This window comes from Rothia amarae (assembly GCF_014705945.2).
GTDB lineage: Bacteria > Actinomycetota > Actinomycetes > Actinomycetales > Micrococcaceae > Rothia > Rothia amarae.
Window position 1 is genome coordinate 1,054,840 of sequence record NZ_CP061538.1, and the last position, 14,825, is coordinate 1,069,664.

Annotated in this window: 13 protein-coding genes; 11 read left to right on the forward strand and 2 right to left on the reverse strand. The window is 55.3% G+C overall.

What is annotated here, in order from left to right; genetic code table 11:
• Positions 1 to 9: 9 nt before the first annotated feature.
• The 3 genes from IDM48_RS05115 to IDM48_RS05125 are packed head-to-tail and all read left to right on the forward strand — an operon-like array spanning position 10 to position 4,180.
• Positions 10 to 1,776, forward strand: a complete 1,767-nt coding sequence (locus tag IDM48_RS05115) for a dynamin family protein (protein ID WP_238398054.1) — start codon at positions 10 to 12, stop codon at positions 1,774 to 1,776.
• Entirely contained in the window at positions 1,776 to 3,497 is a 1,722-nt protein-coding gene (locus IDM48_RS05120) for a dynamin family protein (RefSeq protein WP_190618397.1), read from the forward strand. Before IDM48_RS05115 ends, IDM48_RS05120 begins: the two co-directional genes overlap by 1 nt.
• 32 nt (positions 3,498 to 3,529) lie before the next feature.
• On the forward strand, positions 3,530 to 4,180 hold the full coding sequence (locus tag IDM48_RS05125) for a GNAT family N-acetyltransferase (RefSeq protein WP_190618399.1): 651 nt from the start codon (positions 3,530 to 3,532) through the stop codon (positions 4,178 to 4,180).
• Here the strand turns inward: IDM48_RS05125 and IDM48_RS05130 are convergent.
• On the reverse strand, positions 4,166 to 4,903 hold the full coding sequence (locus IDM48_RS05130; RefSeq protein ID WP_190618401.1) for an IclR family transcriptional regulator: 738 nt from the start codon (positions 4,901 to 4,903) through the stop codon (positions 4,166 to 4,168). The genes IDM48_RS05125 and IDM48_RS05130 overlap by 15 nt on opposite strands.
• A gap of 188 nt (positions 4,904 to 5,091) precedes the next feature.
• Here IDM48_RS05130 and leuC point away from each other — a divergent pair, with 188 nt between their 5' ends.
• The 6 genes from leuC (at position 5,092) to IDM48_RS05160 (ending at position 11,720) form a co-directional block, all read left to right on the forward strand.
• Positions 5,092 to 6,528: a 3-isopropylmalate dehydratase large subunit gene (gene leuC / locus IDM48_RS05135; protein WP_190618402.1), complete on the forward strand. Its 1,437-nt coding sequence runs from the start codon at positions 5,092 to 5,094 to the stop codon at positions 6,526 to 6,528.
• 11 nt (positions 6,529 to 6,539) lie between these two features.
• Entirely contained in the window at positions 6,540 to 7,127 is a 588-nt protein-coding gene (gene leuD / locus IDM48_RS05140; RefSeq protein ID WP_068170219.1) for a 3-isopropylmalate dehydratase small subunit, read from the forward strand.
• Between the two features lie 258 nt (positions 7,128 to 7,385).
• Entirely contained in the window at positions 7,386 to 8,708 is a 1,323-nt protein-coding gene (gene murA, locus IDM48_RS05145; protein ID WP_151144567.1) for a UDP-N-acetylglucosamine 1-carboxyvinyltransferase, read from the forward strand.
• On the forward strand, positions 8,708 to 9,481 hold the full coding sequence (locus tag IDM48_RS05150) for a lysophospholipid acyltransferase family protein (RefSeq protein WP_068170214.1): 774 nt from the start codon (positions 8,708 to 8,710) through the stop codon (positions 9,479 to 9,481). Before murA ends, IDM48_RS05150 begins: the two co-directional genes overlap by 1 nt.
• Positions 9,482 to 9,483: 2 nt before the next feature.
• The gene (locus tag IDM48_RS05155) at positions 9,484 to 10,554 is read left to right on the forward strand and encodes an NAD(P)H-dependent glycerol-3-phosphate dehydrogenase (RefSeq protein WP_190618404.1); all 1,071 of its coding nucleotides are present in this window, start codon (positions 9,484 to 9,486) and stop codon (positions 10,552 to 10,554) included.
• A 29-nt stretch (positions 10,555 to 10,583) separates the two neighbouring features.
• Positions 10,584 to 11,720 (forward strand): D-alanine--D-alanine ligase family protein, encoded by a 1,137-nt coding sequence (locus IDM48_RS05160; RefSeq protein ID WP_190618406.1) that lies wholly within the window; start codon positions 10,584 to 10,586, stop codon positions 11,718 to 11,720.
• A gap of 94 nt (positions 11,721 to 11,814) precedes the next feature.
• On the opposite strand, the gene IDM48_RS05165 is transcribed toward IDM48_RS05160, so the two are convergent.
• Positions 11,815 to 12,354 carry a DUF3515 domain-containing protein gene (locus IDM48_RS05165; protein ID WP_190618408.1) on the reverse strand — a complete coding sequence of 180 codons (540 nt, stop codon included), beginning with the start codon at positions 12,352 to 12,354 and terminating at the stop codon, positions 11,815 to 11,817.
• 107 nt (positions 12,355 to 12,461) lie between these two features.
• On the opposite strand from IDM48_RS05165, the gene IDM48_RS05170 reads away from it, so the two are divergent.
• Both IDM48_RS05170 and thiL read left to right on the forward strand, forming a co-directional pair.
• Positions 12,462 to 13,706, forward strand: coding sequence for a hypothetical protein (locus IDM48_RS05170; RefSeq protein ID WP_190618410.1), 1,245 nt, complete (start codon positions 12,462 to 12,464; stop codon positions 13,704 to 13,706).
• 5 nt (positions 13,707 to 13,711) lie between these two features.
• Complete coding sequence (thiL, locus tag IDM48_RS05175; protein ID WP_190618412.1) at positions 13,712 to 14,812, forward strand: thiamine-phosphate kinase; 1,101 nt, start codon at positions 13,712 to 13,714, stop codon at positions 14,810 to 14,812.
• The last annotated feature ends 13 nt before the right edge of the window (positions 14,813 to 14,825 follow it).

The following is a 14,825-nucleotide window of genomic DNA, read 5'->3' on the forward strand; positions in this document are numbered from 1 at the left end:
ATACAGACTGTGGACGAACAAACAACACCTCTGGCACCCCAACCCATCGAAATTGACGCTGAACTGCGCACCGTGCAAACAGCTCGCTCAACCATCAACGCGGTTACTCTCCCTCTAGAAACAGCAGAGGTCGAAGAGTCACGGATCACGGTTGCTCGCACGCTCACGCAGCTCGATGACTACGTGCTACCCCGCCTTGCCTCGCTCGACGCGCCGCTCACCGTCGTCGTCGGCGGCTCCACCGGCGCCGGTAAATCAACCCTGGTCAACACCTTATTGGGGGAGCCCATTACCCGCTCGGGCGCGATTCGCCCCACCACCCGGCAGCCCGTACTTTTGCACCGCCCAGAAGACATTGATGCGTTATCACCTGCGCGCATTCTGCCTCACTTAGAACGCATCAAGCACGAAGGTAAAGGTCCGCTCGTCGGTGCCGAATATGGCTCAACCGACCAACTCATTACAGTAGCTACTGACTCCATTCCCGCAGGCATTGCACTTATTGATGCCCCAGACGTCGACTCGGTCAGCGAAGATAACCGCCGCCTCGCCAAACAACTGCTCGAAGCCGCTGATCTCTGGCTCTTCGTCACCACCGCAAACCGCTATGCCGATGCCGTGCCGTGGGAACTCCTGCACCAAGCTGCCCGACGCGACATCACAGTAGCCGTGGTTCTCAACCGTGTACCAGAGGGCTCAGAAGACGAAATCGAAGGCGATTTACGCCGTATGCTCCACGAGGCAGGAATTGACCCCGCCATGCTACTCACCGTCACCGAACAAGAGACCGACGAGCGCGGAATGCTGCCCTCGGTTGCTCTTGTCCCCCTCGTTTTTTGGCTCAGAGAACTGGGTGCTAACACCGACGAACGCTCGCGCATCGCCCGCCAAACACTAGAAGGTTCAATTCGTTCCGTTGCAGACAGAATTGAGCAAATCTCACGGGCACAAGAAACCCAGTATGCGACCTTCGACCGGTTGGCATCGGCAGTTGATAGTTCCTACAACCGCGCTGCCCACAACATCATCGACTCTACCCAAGACGGCTCCTTGCTTCGCGGCGAAGTTCTCTCCCGCTGGCAGGATTTCGTGGGAACTGGCGAATTTTTCCGCTCCATTGAAACGGGCATTGGCCGCCTTCGCGACCGTGTAGCCGGTTTCTTCAAGGGGCAACCATCGCAGGCAGTCGAAGTCGAACAGGCGCTGGAAGTCGGTTTACACTCGGTCATCGTTGAAGAAGCCGCTAAAGCTGCTGAAAGCACTCAGCGCCAGTGGCTCGACGAACGAGCCGGGCGCACCCTGCTAGCTGGCTTTGATGCCGGTCGTCTCGATGAAGATTTCCCCGCCCGTGTTGCCGAAGGTATCCGTGCCTGGCAAGAAGACGTAATGGATATGATTCGTGAAGAAGGCGCCGATAAGCGCCAGCGCGCTCGTTTCATGTCGCTGGGCGTGAACGCCGCCGCCGTCATCTTGATGGTCGCAGTGTTCTCCATGACAGGCGGTCTCACCGGACTAGAAGTTGGCATTGCCGGTGGTTCCGGAGTAGTAGGCACCAAACTCCTCGAAGCGGTCTTTGGTGAAGACGCCGTTCGCCGCATGGCTCTCGGTGCACGAACCAACCTAGAAACCCGCATCAAAGAAATGCTAGAAGACCACTCCGCCCTGTTCTACGAGCGTCTGGACGCGATTGATAAAGGCCCTGCACCCGAACTCATTGCCCGCAATGCCCACGAAGTTTCCGCAATCGCCAGCGCCCTCAAAGGAGGTCACCAGTAATGTCACCAGCTCACCGAAACGCTGAACAGTCGCTGACCCACCTGGCGCAGCGCGTTGACTCCCTCAATACTGCAGTAGAGCTAGGGGAAGGGCGTGTAGATGCTGACTCCATGGACCACGTGCAGAAAATTCTAGAGCGCACCTCCCGCCGGCGGGAACTCTCCGCCGAGCACACCGTCATTGGCTTCTTTGGCGCAACAGGTTCAGGAAAGTCCTCACTGTTCAACGCGGTCATAGGGCAAAAAGTTGCCCAAAGTGCCGCCCGCCGTCCTACCACCTCCAAAGCGCAAGCTGCGGTCTGGGGCAGAGAAGGCAGCGAAGAACTCCTTGACTGGCTCGATGTTGAAAATCGCGTCTATTTTGACGACGACGGCGAAAACGCAGCGCAGTCGCTCAACCGCGCAGAAGTTCCGCAAACCGACGGCATGTGGAACCGCATGAAGAAAATGATGGGGCGCGCCAACCTCCAGACCCATAGCGGCGGATTGATTCTGCTGGACCTCCCTGATTTTGACTCCATCGAAAAATCAAACCGCGCCATCGTCGAGCGGATGGCTGGGTACGTTGACGTTTTGGTGTGGGTATTTGATCCGCAGAAATACGCCGACGCCGTGATTCACGACGAGTTCATCACCCCCTTGGCAGAGCATGGAGCTGTGACCATGGCGGTGCTTAACCAGGCAGACCGCATTCGCGAGAGCGAAATGCCTGGCGTTCTTGATTCACTGCAGCGACTCTTGGCCGAAGACGGACTCAGCGATAACCTGCTGGCACCGCCGGTAGCTGTCTCCGCTAAAACGGGGGACGGTATCGACAGGCTTCGCGCCGTTCTGGGCAAAGTAGCGGTTGAAAAATCCGCAGCTTTGGTGCGAATTGAAGCTGACCTCGATTCGGCAGTAGCTACCCTCAATGAATTCGATGGCAACGGAATCCCCGATGGAATTACCGGAACCGGCATACGGGAACTAGAACACGGACTCTATCAAGCGTCCAACGCGCCCGCTGTGGTCAGTGCCGCTGCGGCGTCCTACCAACTCCATGCTGTATCAAATACCGGTTGGATTGCTACCCGCTGGCTCCTGAAATTCAGAAAAGACCCGCTGAAGAGACTTAACCTGCACCGGGAAAACCAGGAAACATCTATTTCTCGTTCGTCTTTGCCACCGCTGAGCGCCGGACAGAAGTCGCAGATTAGCTCATCCATTCGACGTTTTTCGCGCGACTGCGCCGAAGGCGTGGGGGAGCCGTGGAGTCATTCCATTCGCGATGCCGCCCGCTCACAGGAGCAGAATCTTCTCACTGCCCTAGAACGAGCAGTGGGCAGAGTGGACTATCAGGGGCAGAAAAAACAGTGGTGGTGGATTCTGCTCAACATCATCCAGTGGATTGGAATCATCGGTGCTTTAGCAGGGCTTCTGTGGCTCACCGCTATGGCCGCCGCTGGTTACTTCCAACTGCAGTTGCCGCCCCCGCCGGTTATCGAGGGAACAATCTTCCCCCTCCCCACCTTGCTGGTGATAACAGGGCTTCTGCTCGGTATTGTCACCGCCGTCATCGGCAGAGTGATTGCCGCCGCAGGTAAGAGAATGTATGCCCGTAAGATTGAGCGCCAGATACGATCCAATATCGAGGAAGTCTCCGAGCATTATGTGGTGGAGCCGGTTCGGAGTGAACTTGACCGCCACCAAGCATTTGGCGAAGCCCTAGCAAACGCTCGGTAGCTTGACCCCGAAGAGGACATAGGAGTACAACCTTGGAGCACACAGATCCCCCCATCCGGGTGCGCAATTACAGGGAATCAGATGAGACAGCATGGGTTCGAACGCGCGTCTTAGCATTTCTGGATACCAGCTACCGCGATGACGTGCAGATGTACCGTGAGCGCTATGAGAATCCCTCGGTACGTTTAGTGGCCGAAGATACCTCAAGCCGCCAGCTTGTGGGACTGATGGATATTGAATATGAAAACAAACCGGGGGAGGTCTGCAATTTTACCGGTGAACGCGGCGGAATCATCTGGCACCTGGCAGTTCTTCCCGAATACCGCAACGTAGGCATTGCCCAGAAACTCTGGGAAGAGGCGCTCGTTCAGCTTGAAGGTGCAGGTATTCACCGGCTCCAGGTGTGGACCCAGGACGATGAACCCGCCAACCACTGGTATGTTGCGCGGGGCTTTGAGCTCAAGCACTCCTACCTCAACGTGTTTGCCCGTGGGTTTATCGATAAGGGCCCCCTGAACGAGTTATTGGTGGGCGCCGATAAGACCTGGGAATTTGGGCACATCCGCAATCTGAATTTTGAGGCAGATAGCAGCCAGCGGGAGCGTTTAGAAGCCTTGAGCTACCGAATTCACGAGGTGCGCGGTTATGAGCTTGATTTGAAGAAAGTCTTACCTAGCTCGTAGTGCGTCGGTGAGCTGGTGCGCTGCTTTGCACACCACTTCTGCATGAAGTCTGCCCGGCTGGCGGGTAAGGCGTTCAATGGGGCCGGAAATTGAAACCGCCGCAATGACCTTGCCGGATGCGTTGCGCACCGGAGCTGATACGGACGCCGTGCCCCGCTCGCGTTCGCCCACCGACTGGGCCCATCCTCGACGTCGAACCGCCGCCAACATGGTTGCTGAGAAGCGAGAATTACGCAGACCTTCAACCAAGCGTGCTTGATCTTCCCACGCAGTCAAAACCTGGGCAGCAGAACCAGCTCGCATAGACAGCTGAGTGCCCACAGGAATCGTGTCCCGCAATCCAATGGGGCGTTCTGCTGAGGCAATGCAGACGCGCCAATCGCCCTGACGGCGATACACCTGGGCGGATTCGCCGGTGATATTACGCAATTGGTTGAGAACAGGGCCCGAAGCTGAAATGAGTCGGTCTTCACCGGCTGCAGATGCCAGCTCGGACATACGCGGCCCCAGCATAAAACGCCCCTGAATATCTCGGGCCACTAGGCGGTGGTGCGCTAGTGCTACGGCGAGACGGTGGGCAGTGGGGCGAGCAAGACCAGTAGCTTCAACGAGCTGAGAGAGTGAAGCGGGGCCAGCTTCTAGGCAGTCCAAAATGTAGGCAGCTTTGTCGAGAACTCCGACTCCCGAGGAAGTTCTTTGCGGGGTGCTGGATTCTTCGCTCACTGAATTCCTTTCAAAATATGCACATATTCGCGTAGAGGGATGGGTTTCTACGCTACTGACATATATATTTATGCAAAATCTAGTAAAAGTATGCCATTCTCAATATTTGATATGCAAGCTCATTTAATGGAAACTTTGTAAAATCCTAGCCATACTGGTGGGAGATCAATTTTCATACGGAGGAATAAATGGCTGAAGGAATCGCTTCGAAACCCCGAACCCTGGCAGAAAAAGTCTGGGATGCCCACACCGTCGTCAAAGGTGACGGCGGTAAGCCAGATCTTCTCTACATCGACCTTCACCTGGTTCACGAAGTCACCTCACCCCAAGCCTTCGAGGGTCTGCGGTTAGAAAACCGCCCGCTGCGTCGTCTTGATTTGACCATTGCCACCGAAGACCACAACACCCCCACCGAGGATATTTTCAGCACCATCGCGGATATTACCTCGCGTACTCAGATTGAAACCCTGCGAAAAAATGCAGCAGAATTTGGGGTAAGAATCCACTCGTTGGGCGACATGGAACAGGGAATTGTGCACGTGATGGGGCCACAACTGGGGCTGACCATGCCGGGCATGACGGTCGTTTGCGGGGACTCCCACACCTCCACCCACGGAGCTTTCGGAGCCTTGGCATTTGGCATCGGCACATCTGAAGTTGAGCACGTGATGGCAACACAGACCCTGCCGCTGGCTCCCTTCAAAACCATGGCAATCACCGTTGATGGCACACTCAAACCCGGTGTCACCGCAAAAGACATCATCTTGGCGGTCATCGCAGAAATCGGCACCGGCGGTGGGCAGGGCTATGTCTTGGAGTACCGTGGCTCCGCTATCCGTTCGCTGTCCATGGAAGGTCGGATGACCATCTGCAATATGTCCATCGAAGCGGGCGCTCGCGCCGGTATGGTCGCTCCCGATGAAACTACTTTCGAGTACGTCAAAGGCCGCGAACACGCACCCACCTGTGAATTGTGGGATCAGGCGGTGGAGTACTGGAAAACCCTGCCCACCGACGAGGGCGCCCAGTTCGACCGCGAAATATTCATTGATGCCAACGAACTCGAACCGTTCGTCACCTGGGGCACGAACCCCGGCCAGGGTATTCCTCTTTCGCAGGCAGTGCCCTTCCCCGAAGATTTTCAAAGCGAAAGCGACACCGCAGCAGCGCAGAAAGCACTGGATTACATGGGGCTCACTGCAGGAACCCCTATGAAAGATATCCCCGTGGACGTGGTCTTTTTAGGGTCCTGCACTAACTCGCGCATCGAAGATCTACGTGCGGCCGCTGACATCGTCAAAGACCACAAAGTTGCAGAAAATGTACGCATGATGGTGGTTCCTGGATCGCAGAAAGTGCGAGCTCAGGCAGAAGCCGAAGGTCTAGATCAAATTTTCAAAGACTTTGGTGCCGACTGGCGCTTTGCCGGGTGCTCAATGTGCCTGGGGATGAATCCTGACCAACTTGCGCCGGGGGAGCGTTGCGCATCTACATCGAATCGCAACTTTGAAGGTCGCCAGGGTAAAGGTGGACGAACGCATCTGGTCTCGCCCCTCGTCGCAGCGGCAACCGCAATTCGTGGCACGCTGAGCTCCCCGTCCGATCTTGAACCTGCTACCGCCTAAGGAAATCTTTTATGGAACCAATTAAAAAGCACACAGGTATTGGCGTGCCCCTGCGCGCCTCAAACGTTGATACAGACCAAATCATTCCTGCGGTGTACCTCAAGCGAGTCACCAAAACGGGTTTTGACGACGCCCTTTTTGCTAACTGGCGGAAGGACGAAAAATTTATCCTCAACCGCGAGCCGTATTCCCAAGGCACCGTGCTGGTTGCAGGGCCTGATTTTGGTACCGGATCATCTCGTGAACACGCAGTATGGGCGCTCAAAGATTATGGTTTCCGCGTGGTAATTTCTGACCGGTTTGCCGATATTTTCCGTGGAAATTCAGGCAAACAGGGGTTAGTTGCCGCTCAGGTGACACAAGATAATGTGGAATTGCTCTGGAAAATCCTGGAAAACGAACCGGGGACTGAAGTGACCGTCGATTTAGAAAATAAAACCGTGCTGTGCGGTTCGGTAGAAGTGCCGTTTGAGATTGACGATTACGTACGCTGGCGACTCATGGAAGGGCTGGACGATATTGGGCTCACCCTTCAGCAGGAAGGAAAAATTTCCGAGTTTGAAAAGAGCCGCCCCGCCTGGTTGCCCAAGACGCAATAAAGAAACATTGCCCAGTGCCATCGCCTGAGCCGTCACATGTGTTTTCCACCTCGAGGTGCTGTTCCCAACAGTAAGTGGACAGACTTTTTTGATACGGGCGGTGTACTCTTATCCTTATTATTTGCTTTATTGTTAGTAGATAATTGTTTGTTAGAAACTGCGGTGTATAAACAATCTGCAGATATAACACCTAGAGAACCCCTTGCTCGTACGTTTCTGCAGTGAAACTGCGTGCTGAGACAACATGATTGGAAACATATGACCAGCGCACTACGAATCGAAGGTGGCAACCCGCTCACCGGTGAAGTTAAAGTTCGCGGAGCCAAAAACCTTGTTCCCAAGGCGATGGTTGCTGCGCTACTGGGCTCTACCCCTTCTACGTTGCGCAATGTTCCCGAGATTAAAGACGTTCAGGTAGTCACCTCTTTGGTGGAGCTTCACGGCGTAGCGGTTCACAATGATCCCAAAACCGGTGAACTCACCATGGACCCCACCAATGTTTCTTTGGCTAACCACGCTGATATTGACGCTCACGCTGGCGATTCACGTATCCCTATTTTGCTCTGCGGTCCTCTTTTGCACACTTTGGGCGAAGCGTTTATTCCTGACTTGGGTGGCTGCCGTATTGGTGATCGTCCGATTAACTACCACCTGCGTGTTCTTGAAGAATTCGGCGCCAAGGTAGAGAAGCTTCCCACCGGTATCTCCATGCGAGCTCCTTCAGACGGTTTGAAGGGTGCAAAGATTCACCTGGAATACCCCTCGGTTGGCGCAACTGAGCAGGTACTTCTGGCTGCAACTCGTGCAGAAGGTAAGACTGAACTGACCGGTGCAGCTATCGAACCTGAAATCATGGACTTGATTGCTATCTTGCAAAAGATGGGCGCAATCATCACTGTGGAAACCGATCGTCAGATTATCATTGAGGGCGTGGATGAGCTCAAGGGCTATACCCACACCGCTCTTCCTGACCGCAACGAATCTGCTTCTTGGGGTTCTGCGGCTCTTGCGACCGGCGGCGATATCTTTGTTCGCGGCGCAGATCAGAAGGACATGAGCACCTTCCTCAACGTCTTTCGCAAGATGGGCGGCGGCCTCGATATTCAAGACGACGGCATCCGCTTCTACCACCCCGGAACCGACCTGAACCCCTTGTTCGTTGAAACGAACGTACACCCCGGCTTTATGACTGACTGGCAGCAGCCACTGGTTGTTGCTATGACGCAGGCACAGGGCGTATCAGTAGTTCACGAAACCGTGTACGAAAACCGCTTTGGTTTTACCGATGCTTTGGTTCGCATGGGTGCTACCGTGCAGATTCACAAAGACTGCTTGGGTCCCACCGTGTGCCGTTTCGGTCATCAGAACTTCAAGCACTCCGCCATCATTACCGGCAAGACTCCTTTGCACGGTGCAGACATCAACGTACCTGACCTACGTGGTGGCTTCTCCCACATCATTGCCGCTTTGACCGCTGAAGGCACTTCGAATGTCACTGGCGTATCTGTGATTTCCCGCGGCTATGAGCACTTTGTGGACAAGCTGCAGGGCTTGGGAGCTCAGTTCGAGGTTTTGAGCTAATGAAAGGCTCGGCTACCTCCCAGCAGCCATTGCCAGAGCTCAAGCCCACGGCATTCGGTGATTCGATGTACCGGGTCTTGGGAACCGCCGCGCGCGGTGTATATCGCTCGCTTCTTTCCCTCCAGCTAGAGGGCAAAGAAAAGCTACCTCGAGACCGCGGGTACATCGTGATTTCTAATCACCTCACCGAGCTCGATCCGGTAACCGTGGCCTACCCGGTCTTCGTGACAGGTACTTTACCCCGGTTCCTTGCCAAAGAATCTCTCTTCCGGGCACCTGGCCTTGGATGGATTTTGCGGACACTCGCTCATATCCCCGTAGCACGCGGCTCGGTCGATGCCCGCAAGTCCCTTGAGACCGCACAGAACGTGGTGGACGGTGGGGGAGCGGTCATTATTTATCCAGAGGGCACTTTATCGAAGGACCCCGATGGATGGCCGATGGCTGGACGGACGGGCGCCGCGCGTCTTGCCCTGGCTACAGGTGCACCGGTCATTCCTATTGCTCACTGGGGGGACCAAGATTTCCTCCCCCCGCATAGCAAGCCCAGCATTTTGCCCCGCAAAAAGGTGCGCGTGAAAGTGGGGACTCCGCTGGATTTCTCGCACATTGTGCAGTCTGAACCAGGCAAAAAGTACACGCGCTCAGAGCTCGTGGAACTCACTGACTTTATGTTGGACGCCGTCACCGAACTCCTCGAAGATATTCGAGGTGAAAAAGCCCCAGAGGGTAGATTTAATCCTGCCACTGGTCAGCGAGAAATAAGGGGTTAGTAGTGACTGCATCGGTACAAAAAGTAGCGGTTCTTGGAGCCGGTAGCTGGGGAACCGCATTCGCCAAAATTGTAGCGGATACGGCCGCTGAACAGCAGACTTCAGTTGAAACGGTACTGTGGGGGCGAAACCCTCAATCGATGCAACAGTGTCAACAAACTCGGGTGAACGAGAAGTATTTTCCCGGCATAGTGCTGCCCGAAAAGCTTCAGTTCACCGCAGACCTGCAAGAAGCTCTCTCAGGCGCCGATATTGTGGTCTTAGCTATCCCTGCTCAGTCTTTGCGAGCTCAGCTTGAAGTGGCAATTCCGCTGAGTGAGCCGCACGCCGTCTTCGTTTCTTTGGCGAAGGGGCTGGAACAGGGCACGCGTTTGCGCATGTCGGAAGTCATTGCAGATGTGCTGTCAAAAGTACATCCGCAGCTGAGTGAGTCCGAGACACAGTCGCGCATTGCGGTCTTATCCGGGCCCAATCTCGCGAAAGAAATCGTGGCAGAGCAACCGACCGCATCGGTGATTGCCGCGCATACTGATGAAATCGCCCAAGCGATTGCCAAGGTGTGCGCAAGCTCTTATTTCCGCCCTTACACCGGTACAGATATTGTGGGGGTTGAAATTGGCGGGCTGGTCAAAAACGTTATTGCTCTTTGTGTAGGAATGTGCGATGGGCTGGGCTACGGTGATAACTCCAAAGCTTCGGTTATGACCCGCGGATTGGCAGAAATTACCCGTCTTGCACTGGCTCTAGGTGGAGAACCCGCCACCATGAGCGGTCTGGCAGGCATGGGCGATTTGGTTGCAACCTGCTCTTCTCCGCTGTCTCGCAATCACACTGCCGGTCGCCACCTAGCTGCAGGAGTTTCATCCCGCGAGCTGGGCACTGTCATGACGCAGACTGCCGAATCAGTGAAGACCGCGCCCGTCGTCGTCGAACTAGCATCCCAACACGGTATTGAAATGCCCATCTGCGAGGCAGTGACCGCCGTCCTTGCTGACCAACTCAACATCAAAGATTTAGCCCCGCAGCTTCTAGGCAGAAGTCTGAAGAACGAAAACAGCACTCGTTCGCTCTAAACAACCTAAGAATTGAGAAAATACAAGAGATGTCACACCCCACTTCAGATGCTCACTCCAAAAAGGCAACTGTTGCCCTACTCGCTGGGGGACGTTCCTCAGAGCATCCCATTTCTCTGATTACTGCATGCGGTGTACTTGGTTCTATCGACACCGATAAGTTCAACGTGGTGATGATTGGTATTACCGAGGACGGTCGCTGGTATCTCACCAATCTCGAAGAACTGTCGGCATTGACCGCGCAGGGTCCTTCAGCTCGCTTTACCGCCGGCAATCAGCAGGTCTTCTTGCCCTTAGGTGGCGGCGATTCGCGCCTTCGCCTGGTGGATGAAAACAACGAGATGCAGTACAGCGAACCCATCGACGTCGTATTCCCACTTTTGCACGGACCCTTTGGAGAAGACGGCACTGTGCAAGGTCTGCTGGAAATGGCAGATTTGAAGTATGTGGGCTGTGGCGTGGCAGCTTCTGCCATCGGCATGGATAAGCATTTCATGAAGGTAGCTTTTGAATCAGCAGGGCTAGAAGTTGGTCCCTACGAAGTGGTGTCCAAACGGCAGTGGGATAAAGATCCGCAGACAGTCAAAGAACGCATTGCAAATCTGGGCTTCCCCCTGTTCGTCAAGCCTGCGCGCGCTGGTTCTTCCTTCGGCATTACTAAAGTTGATGCAGCAGAGGAATTGGACGCCGCCATTGAAGAAGCTCACAGATTTGACCCCAAACTGGTCATCGAAGCTGGTATTGAAGGCCGCGAAATCGAATGCGCAGTGCTGGATACTTCTGCCGGGGGCGTACCGAGAGCTTCCTATCCTGGCGAAATCGTGATTACCGATCAGGATCACGGTTTCTACGACTTCGACGCCAAGTATGTTTCGAAGAATTCAGCACGGACGCAATGCCCGGCAGATTTGCCAGAGGACGTACAAAAAACCATTCGCGAACTAGCCGTAGAAGCTTTCCTCGCGCTCGATGGTGAAGGGCTTTCTCGGGCAGATTTCTTCTATACTCCCGATGGAAAAATTATCATCAATGAAGTCAATACCATGCCCGGGTTCACCCCCATCAGCATGTATAAGACCATGTGGGAGAACTCAGGTATTGATTATCCCTCTCTTATTGAAGAACTCATTCAGCTAGCTCTGGAACGCCCGCTGGGTCTGCGCTAATCCCTATAAAATTTGCCCCGCACTGTATCAGCGCGGGGCAAATTTTTTACAGTGGCTTTAGCCGGCTGATTTAAGTTCTCTCAAGTGCTGCTTACTAGCCTTGGGTACTGAGCGAATCATCGATGTTGCTACATTTTTCGGTCTGTTTTAGCTGGGCTACGGGTGAACCTAGCTCTACGAGCAAGGTAGAACTGCTGACTTTATCGGCGTCGAAAGTGACCTGTACATTAGGGGAGCGGCCGAAAGTGGTGGCTGTCCAGGTGCCGGTCGCGGTCTGGGTGGAAGAAGTGGAGCCGTCCTTTTCTTCGGACGGCTTGATAATCCAATCCACGCCATTGACCGAAGCACACGGATCAGATACAGGACCGGGAACCTCCACTCCGCATTTGAGAATAATCGACGCGGGATCTCCCCAGGCAGTAGTAGCCTGAGCGGTCGTTTCCCTCTGCGCCAATCCGCCCAGCTCTTCCGGCATGGCAACTAAGGCTTTGGCGCACTCGGGATTAGTGGCATCCGGTGCGGGCTCTAAATGGACCGGCCCTGCCCCGCACGCCGTCATCAGCAAGCTCAGCGGAAGCAAGAAAGCCAGCGCCGCGCGTCTTACTATTTGGGGTGACGTTGAAGAAAACACCATTCCATCCTACCCAAGGCGGGGGCGGGAGAGTGTGGCAGGTTCATCATTTTCTTCGCTCACACTCACTGCTAGGCTGAGGGAGATAGAAAATGCAGAAGGGGGCAAGCATGAGAGAACGCTCATGGCAGGGTGGACTGAAAACCGCAGGTGCAGTAGGTCTGCTCACAGGCGTATCCATTATTTCAGTCACAGTTGCCCAGGCTGAATCACCTGTTGCCCCCGCTACTTCAGCCGCCGCGCCCACTGCCCTCACCACCGGTGCGAGCGCAGAACCAGCCCCCCCTGGCATGGAGGTGGCTCAGAGCTCACCCGCTGCAGTTCCTGCAGAACCTACTGCTCCAACAACGAGCCCTACTCCTGAGTCCACAGACCAGCCAATGAGCGCACCGAGTCTTACCGCTCAGCCGACGGATGCCCCGACGACAGAGCTTATTGAGGCACCTCCAGCAGAGCCAACTGCTACCCCTTCGGCGGAACCAACAACTCAGCCGACTGCTGAGCCAACGAACGAACCTACCACTGAACCCACGGTAGAACCGACAACCCCACCAACAGTTGCCCCTCCTGTTGAGCCAACTACCGAGCCAACTGTTGAGCCGACTGCCGTACCTACCGCGCAGCCCTCCGTTGCCCCGGTTCCGCTTCCCACCGAGGCTCCAACTCTTCCGCCCACTGCAGCGCCTAGCCTTGCTCCGACGTCGATACCGACGGTGGCGCCCTCTAACGCTCCCGTGCCTACGAATGTTCCTGAACCTTCGGTAGCACCCTCTGCTGCCCCCGCCCAAAGCGGTCAGCCGCAGGTGCCGGTTCCGCCAGCGGTTCCGGGCACTCCTTCACCCGTGGTGCCCACAACTCGGACTACTGTCCCGGTGCCTCAGGCTGCTCCGAGCCCTCAGGCGCCCTCTCAATCTTCTGCCGTTCCAACCCCGAGCCCTCAGGCGCCCAGTACCTTGGAACAGTGGGCTCAGAATCGTTCTCAGCCAGCGCCGCAGCCCCTCCCACAGCGATCCAAGTTAGAAAATATTGCTGGAATTGCCCGGGATCCGCAAAACAATACTGCCTTGCGTGATAGCGACCAGGCACATTCGCCCCAGGGCGCAGCCGCTTGGGTAGAGAATTTCTTCAAGTCTGATAATCACACAGGCTCCTCAGGAGACGGCACTACTGCCGGGGTCACAGGAGCTTCTGATCAGGAACAGTCTTCATCGTCAGTGCTCACCAACGAGGCTCTAACCCGTGGGCAGGCAATTATCAAGGGGTATGGTTCAGCTTTGCTCTTTTCTCTAGTGGGACTCGGTACGATTTTTTATGTCACCCGCGAATTCTCGCGCTCTACTCGTGGTGACCGCTAAAAGCTATGAAATCTTCAGCGCACAGTGCAGCAACATTCGCATCCCCGGTAGGGAAGTTTTCAGAATCGGAGATTTTGCAGGCTTTTGTGCCGTTGCTCGAAGAACACAATCGATGGGCGGGGGCTCAACCAGGAAATCTTGTCGAAATGACGGTGGGGCCCGGCGACGATTGCTCGGTACTTTCCATGCCGGCTTCCCAGTTGGTATTCACTACCGATACGCAGACCGAGGGGCAGGATTTCAGAAGGCAGTGGAATTCCGGGGATACCACCACTGGCTATGATGTTGGCTGGAAAGCAGCCACCCAGAACCTTGCCGATGTGGTGTCCATGGGTGCAGAACCGATCACTTTGCTGGTTTCGCTTTCCACTCCGCCGGATATTCCTTTGCAATGGCTCAAAGATTTTGCCAGGGGGCTCACTGACTCGTGTCGGAAGAATGGTGCTGAACGCTGCTCTATTTCCGGTGGAGACTTAGGTGCGAGTACTGAGATTTCTGTGACGGTGACGGCGGTGGGTCGGTGTGCAGGTGCGCCACTTCTCCGTTCGGGCGCTCAGGTTGGCGACGTCGTCGCTATCGCTGGTGAGCTAGGCACGGCAGCCGCTGGCTTTGCGGTGATGGAGTACTCTCAAGGATTCAGCATCGATGATTTAGAGAATCGCCCCGGGCATATTTTGCGAGCGGTTCAAGCACAACAACGACCGCAGACGCCGATGAGAAATGCGCTTCAGGCGGTCGGGGTAGCCCACGCCATGATGGACATTTCAGATGGTCCAGTGCGAGATGCTCAGCGTATCGCCCAAGCGTCCAAGGTTTCCATCCATCTTGAAACTGAACTGTTCAGAGCGGATATTGCCCAGCTTGAACCCGTGGCGGACTGGCTCACTGCCCGTTCTCAGACCCAAGAATTTTCCCTTTCAACTGCCACCCGCTGGGTTCTCTCCGGCGGCGAAAACCACGGCATGTTAGCGTGTTTTCCTGCAGATACTCCATTGCCGAAAGGGTTTCGGGCAGTAGGAAGATGCGAGAGGACCCACCCCGATAGCGTTTTCGTTGATGGCAAAGTGCCCAGCGATAAAGGGTGGGATCACTTTCTCGCAGAGTAAAATTTTCATCAAA

What these genes read in the sequence shown, in the direction of transcription:
- leuD (WP_068170219.1), top strand. Translation starts at nt 6,540, where the DNA reads ATGGAACCAATTAAAAAGCACACAGGTATTGGCGTGCCCCTGCGCGCC.
- murA (WP_151144567.1), top strand. Translation starts at nt 7,386, where the DNA reads ATGACCAGCGCACTACGAATCGAAGGTGGCAACCCGCTCACCGGTGAA.
- IDM48_RS05170 (WP_190618410.1), top strand. Translation starts at nt 12,462, where the DNA reads ATGAGAGAACGCTCATGGCAGGGTGGACTGAAAACCGCAGGTGCAGTA.
- IDM48_RS05165 (WP_190618408.1), bottom strand. Translation starts at nt 12,354, where the DNA reads ATGGTGTTTTCTTCAACGTCACCCCAAATAGTAAGACGCGCGGCGCTG.
- thiL (WP_190618412.1), top strand. Translation starts at nt 13,712, where the DNA reads ATGAAATCTTCAGCGCACAGTGCAGCAACATTCGCATCCCCGGTAGGG.
- IDM48_RS05150 (WP_068170214.1), top strand. Translation starts at nt 8,708, where the DNA reads ATGAAAGGCTCGGCTACCTCCCAGCAGCCATTGCCAGAGCTCAAGCCC.
- leuC (WP_190618402.1), top strand. Translation starts at nt 5,092, where the DNA reads ATGGCTGAAGGAATCGCTTCGAAACCCCGAACCCTGGCAGAAAAAGTC.
- IDM48_RS05160 (WP_190618406.1), top strand. Translation starts at nt 10,584, where the DNA reads ATGTCACACCCCACTTCAGATGCTCACTCCAAAAAGGCAACTGTTGCC.
- IDM48_RS05120 (WP_190618397.1), top strand. Translation starts at nt 1,776, where the DNA reads ATGTCACCAGCTCACCGAAACGCTGAACAGTCGCTGACCCACCTGGCG.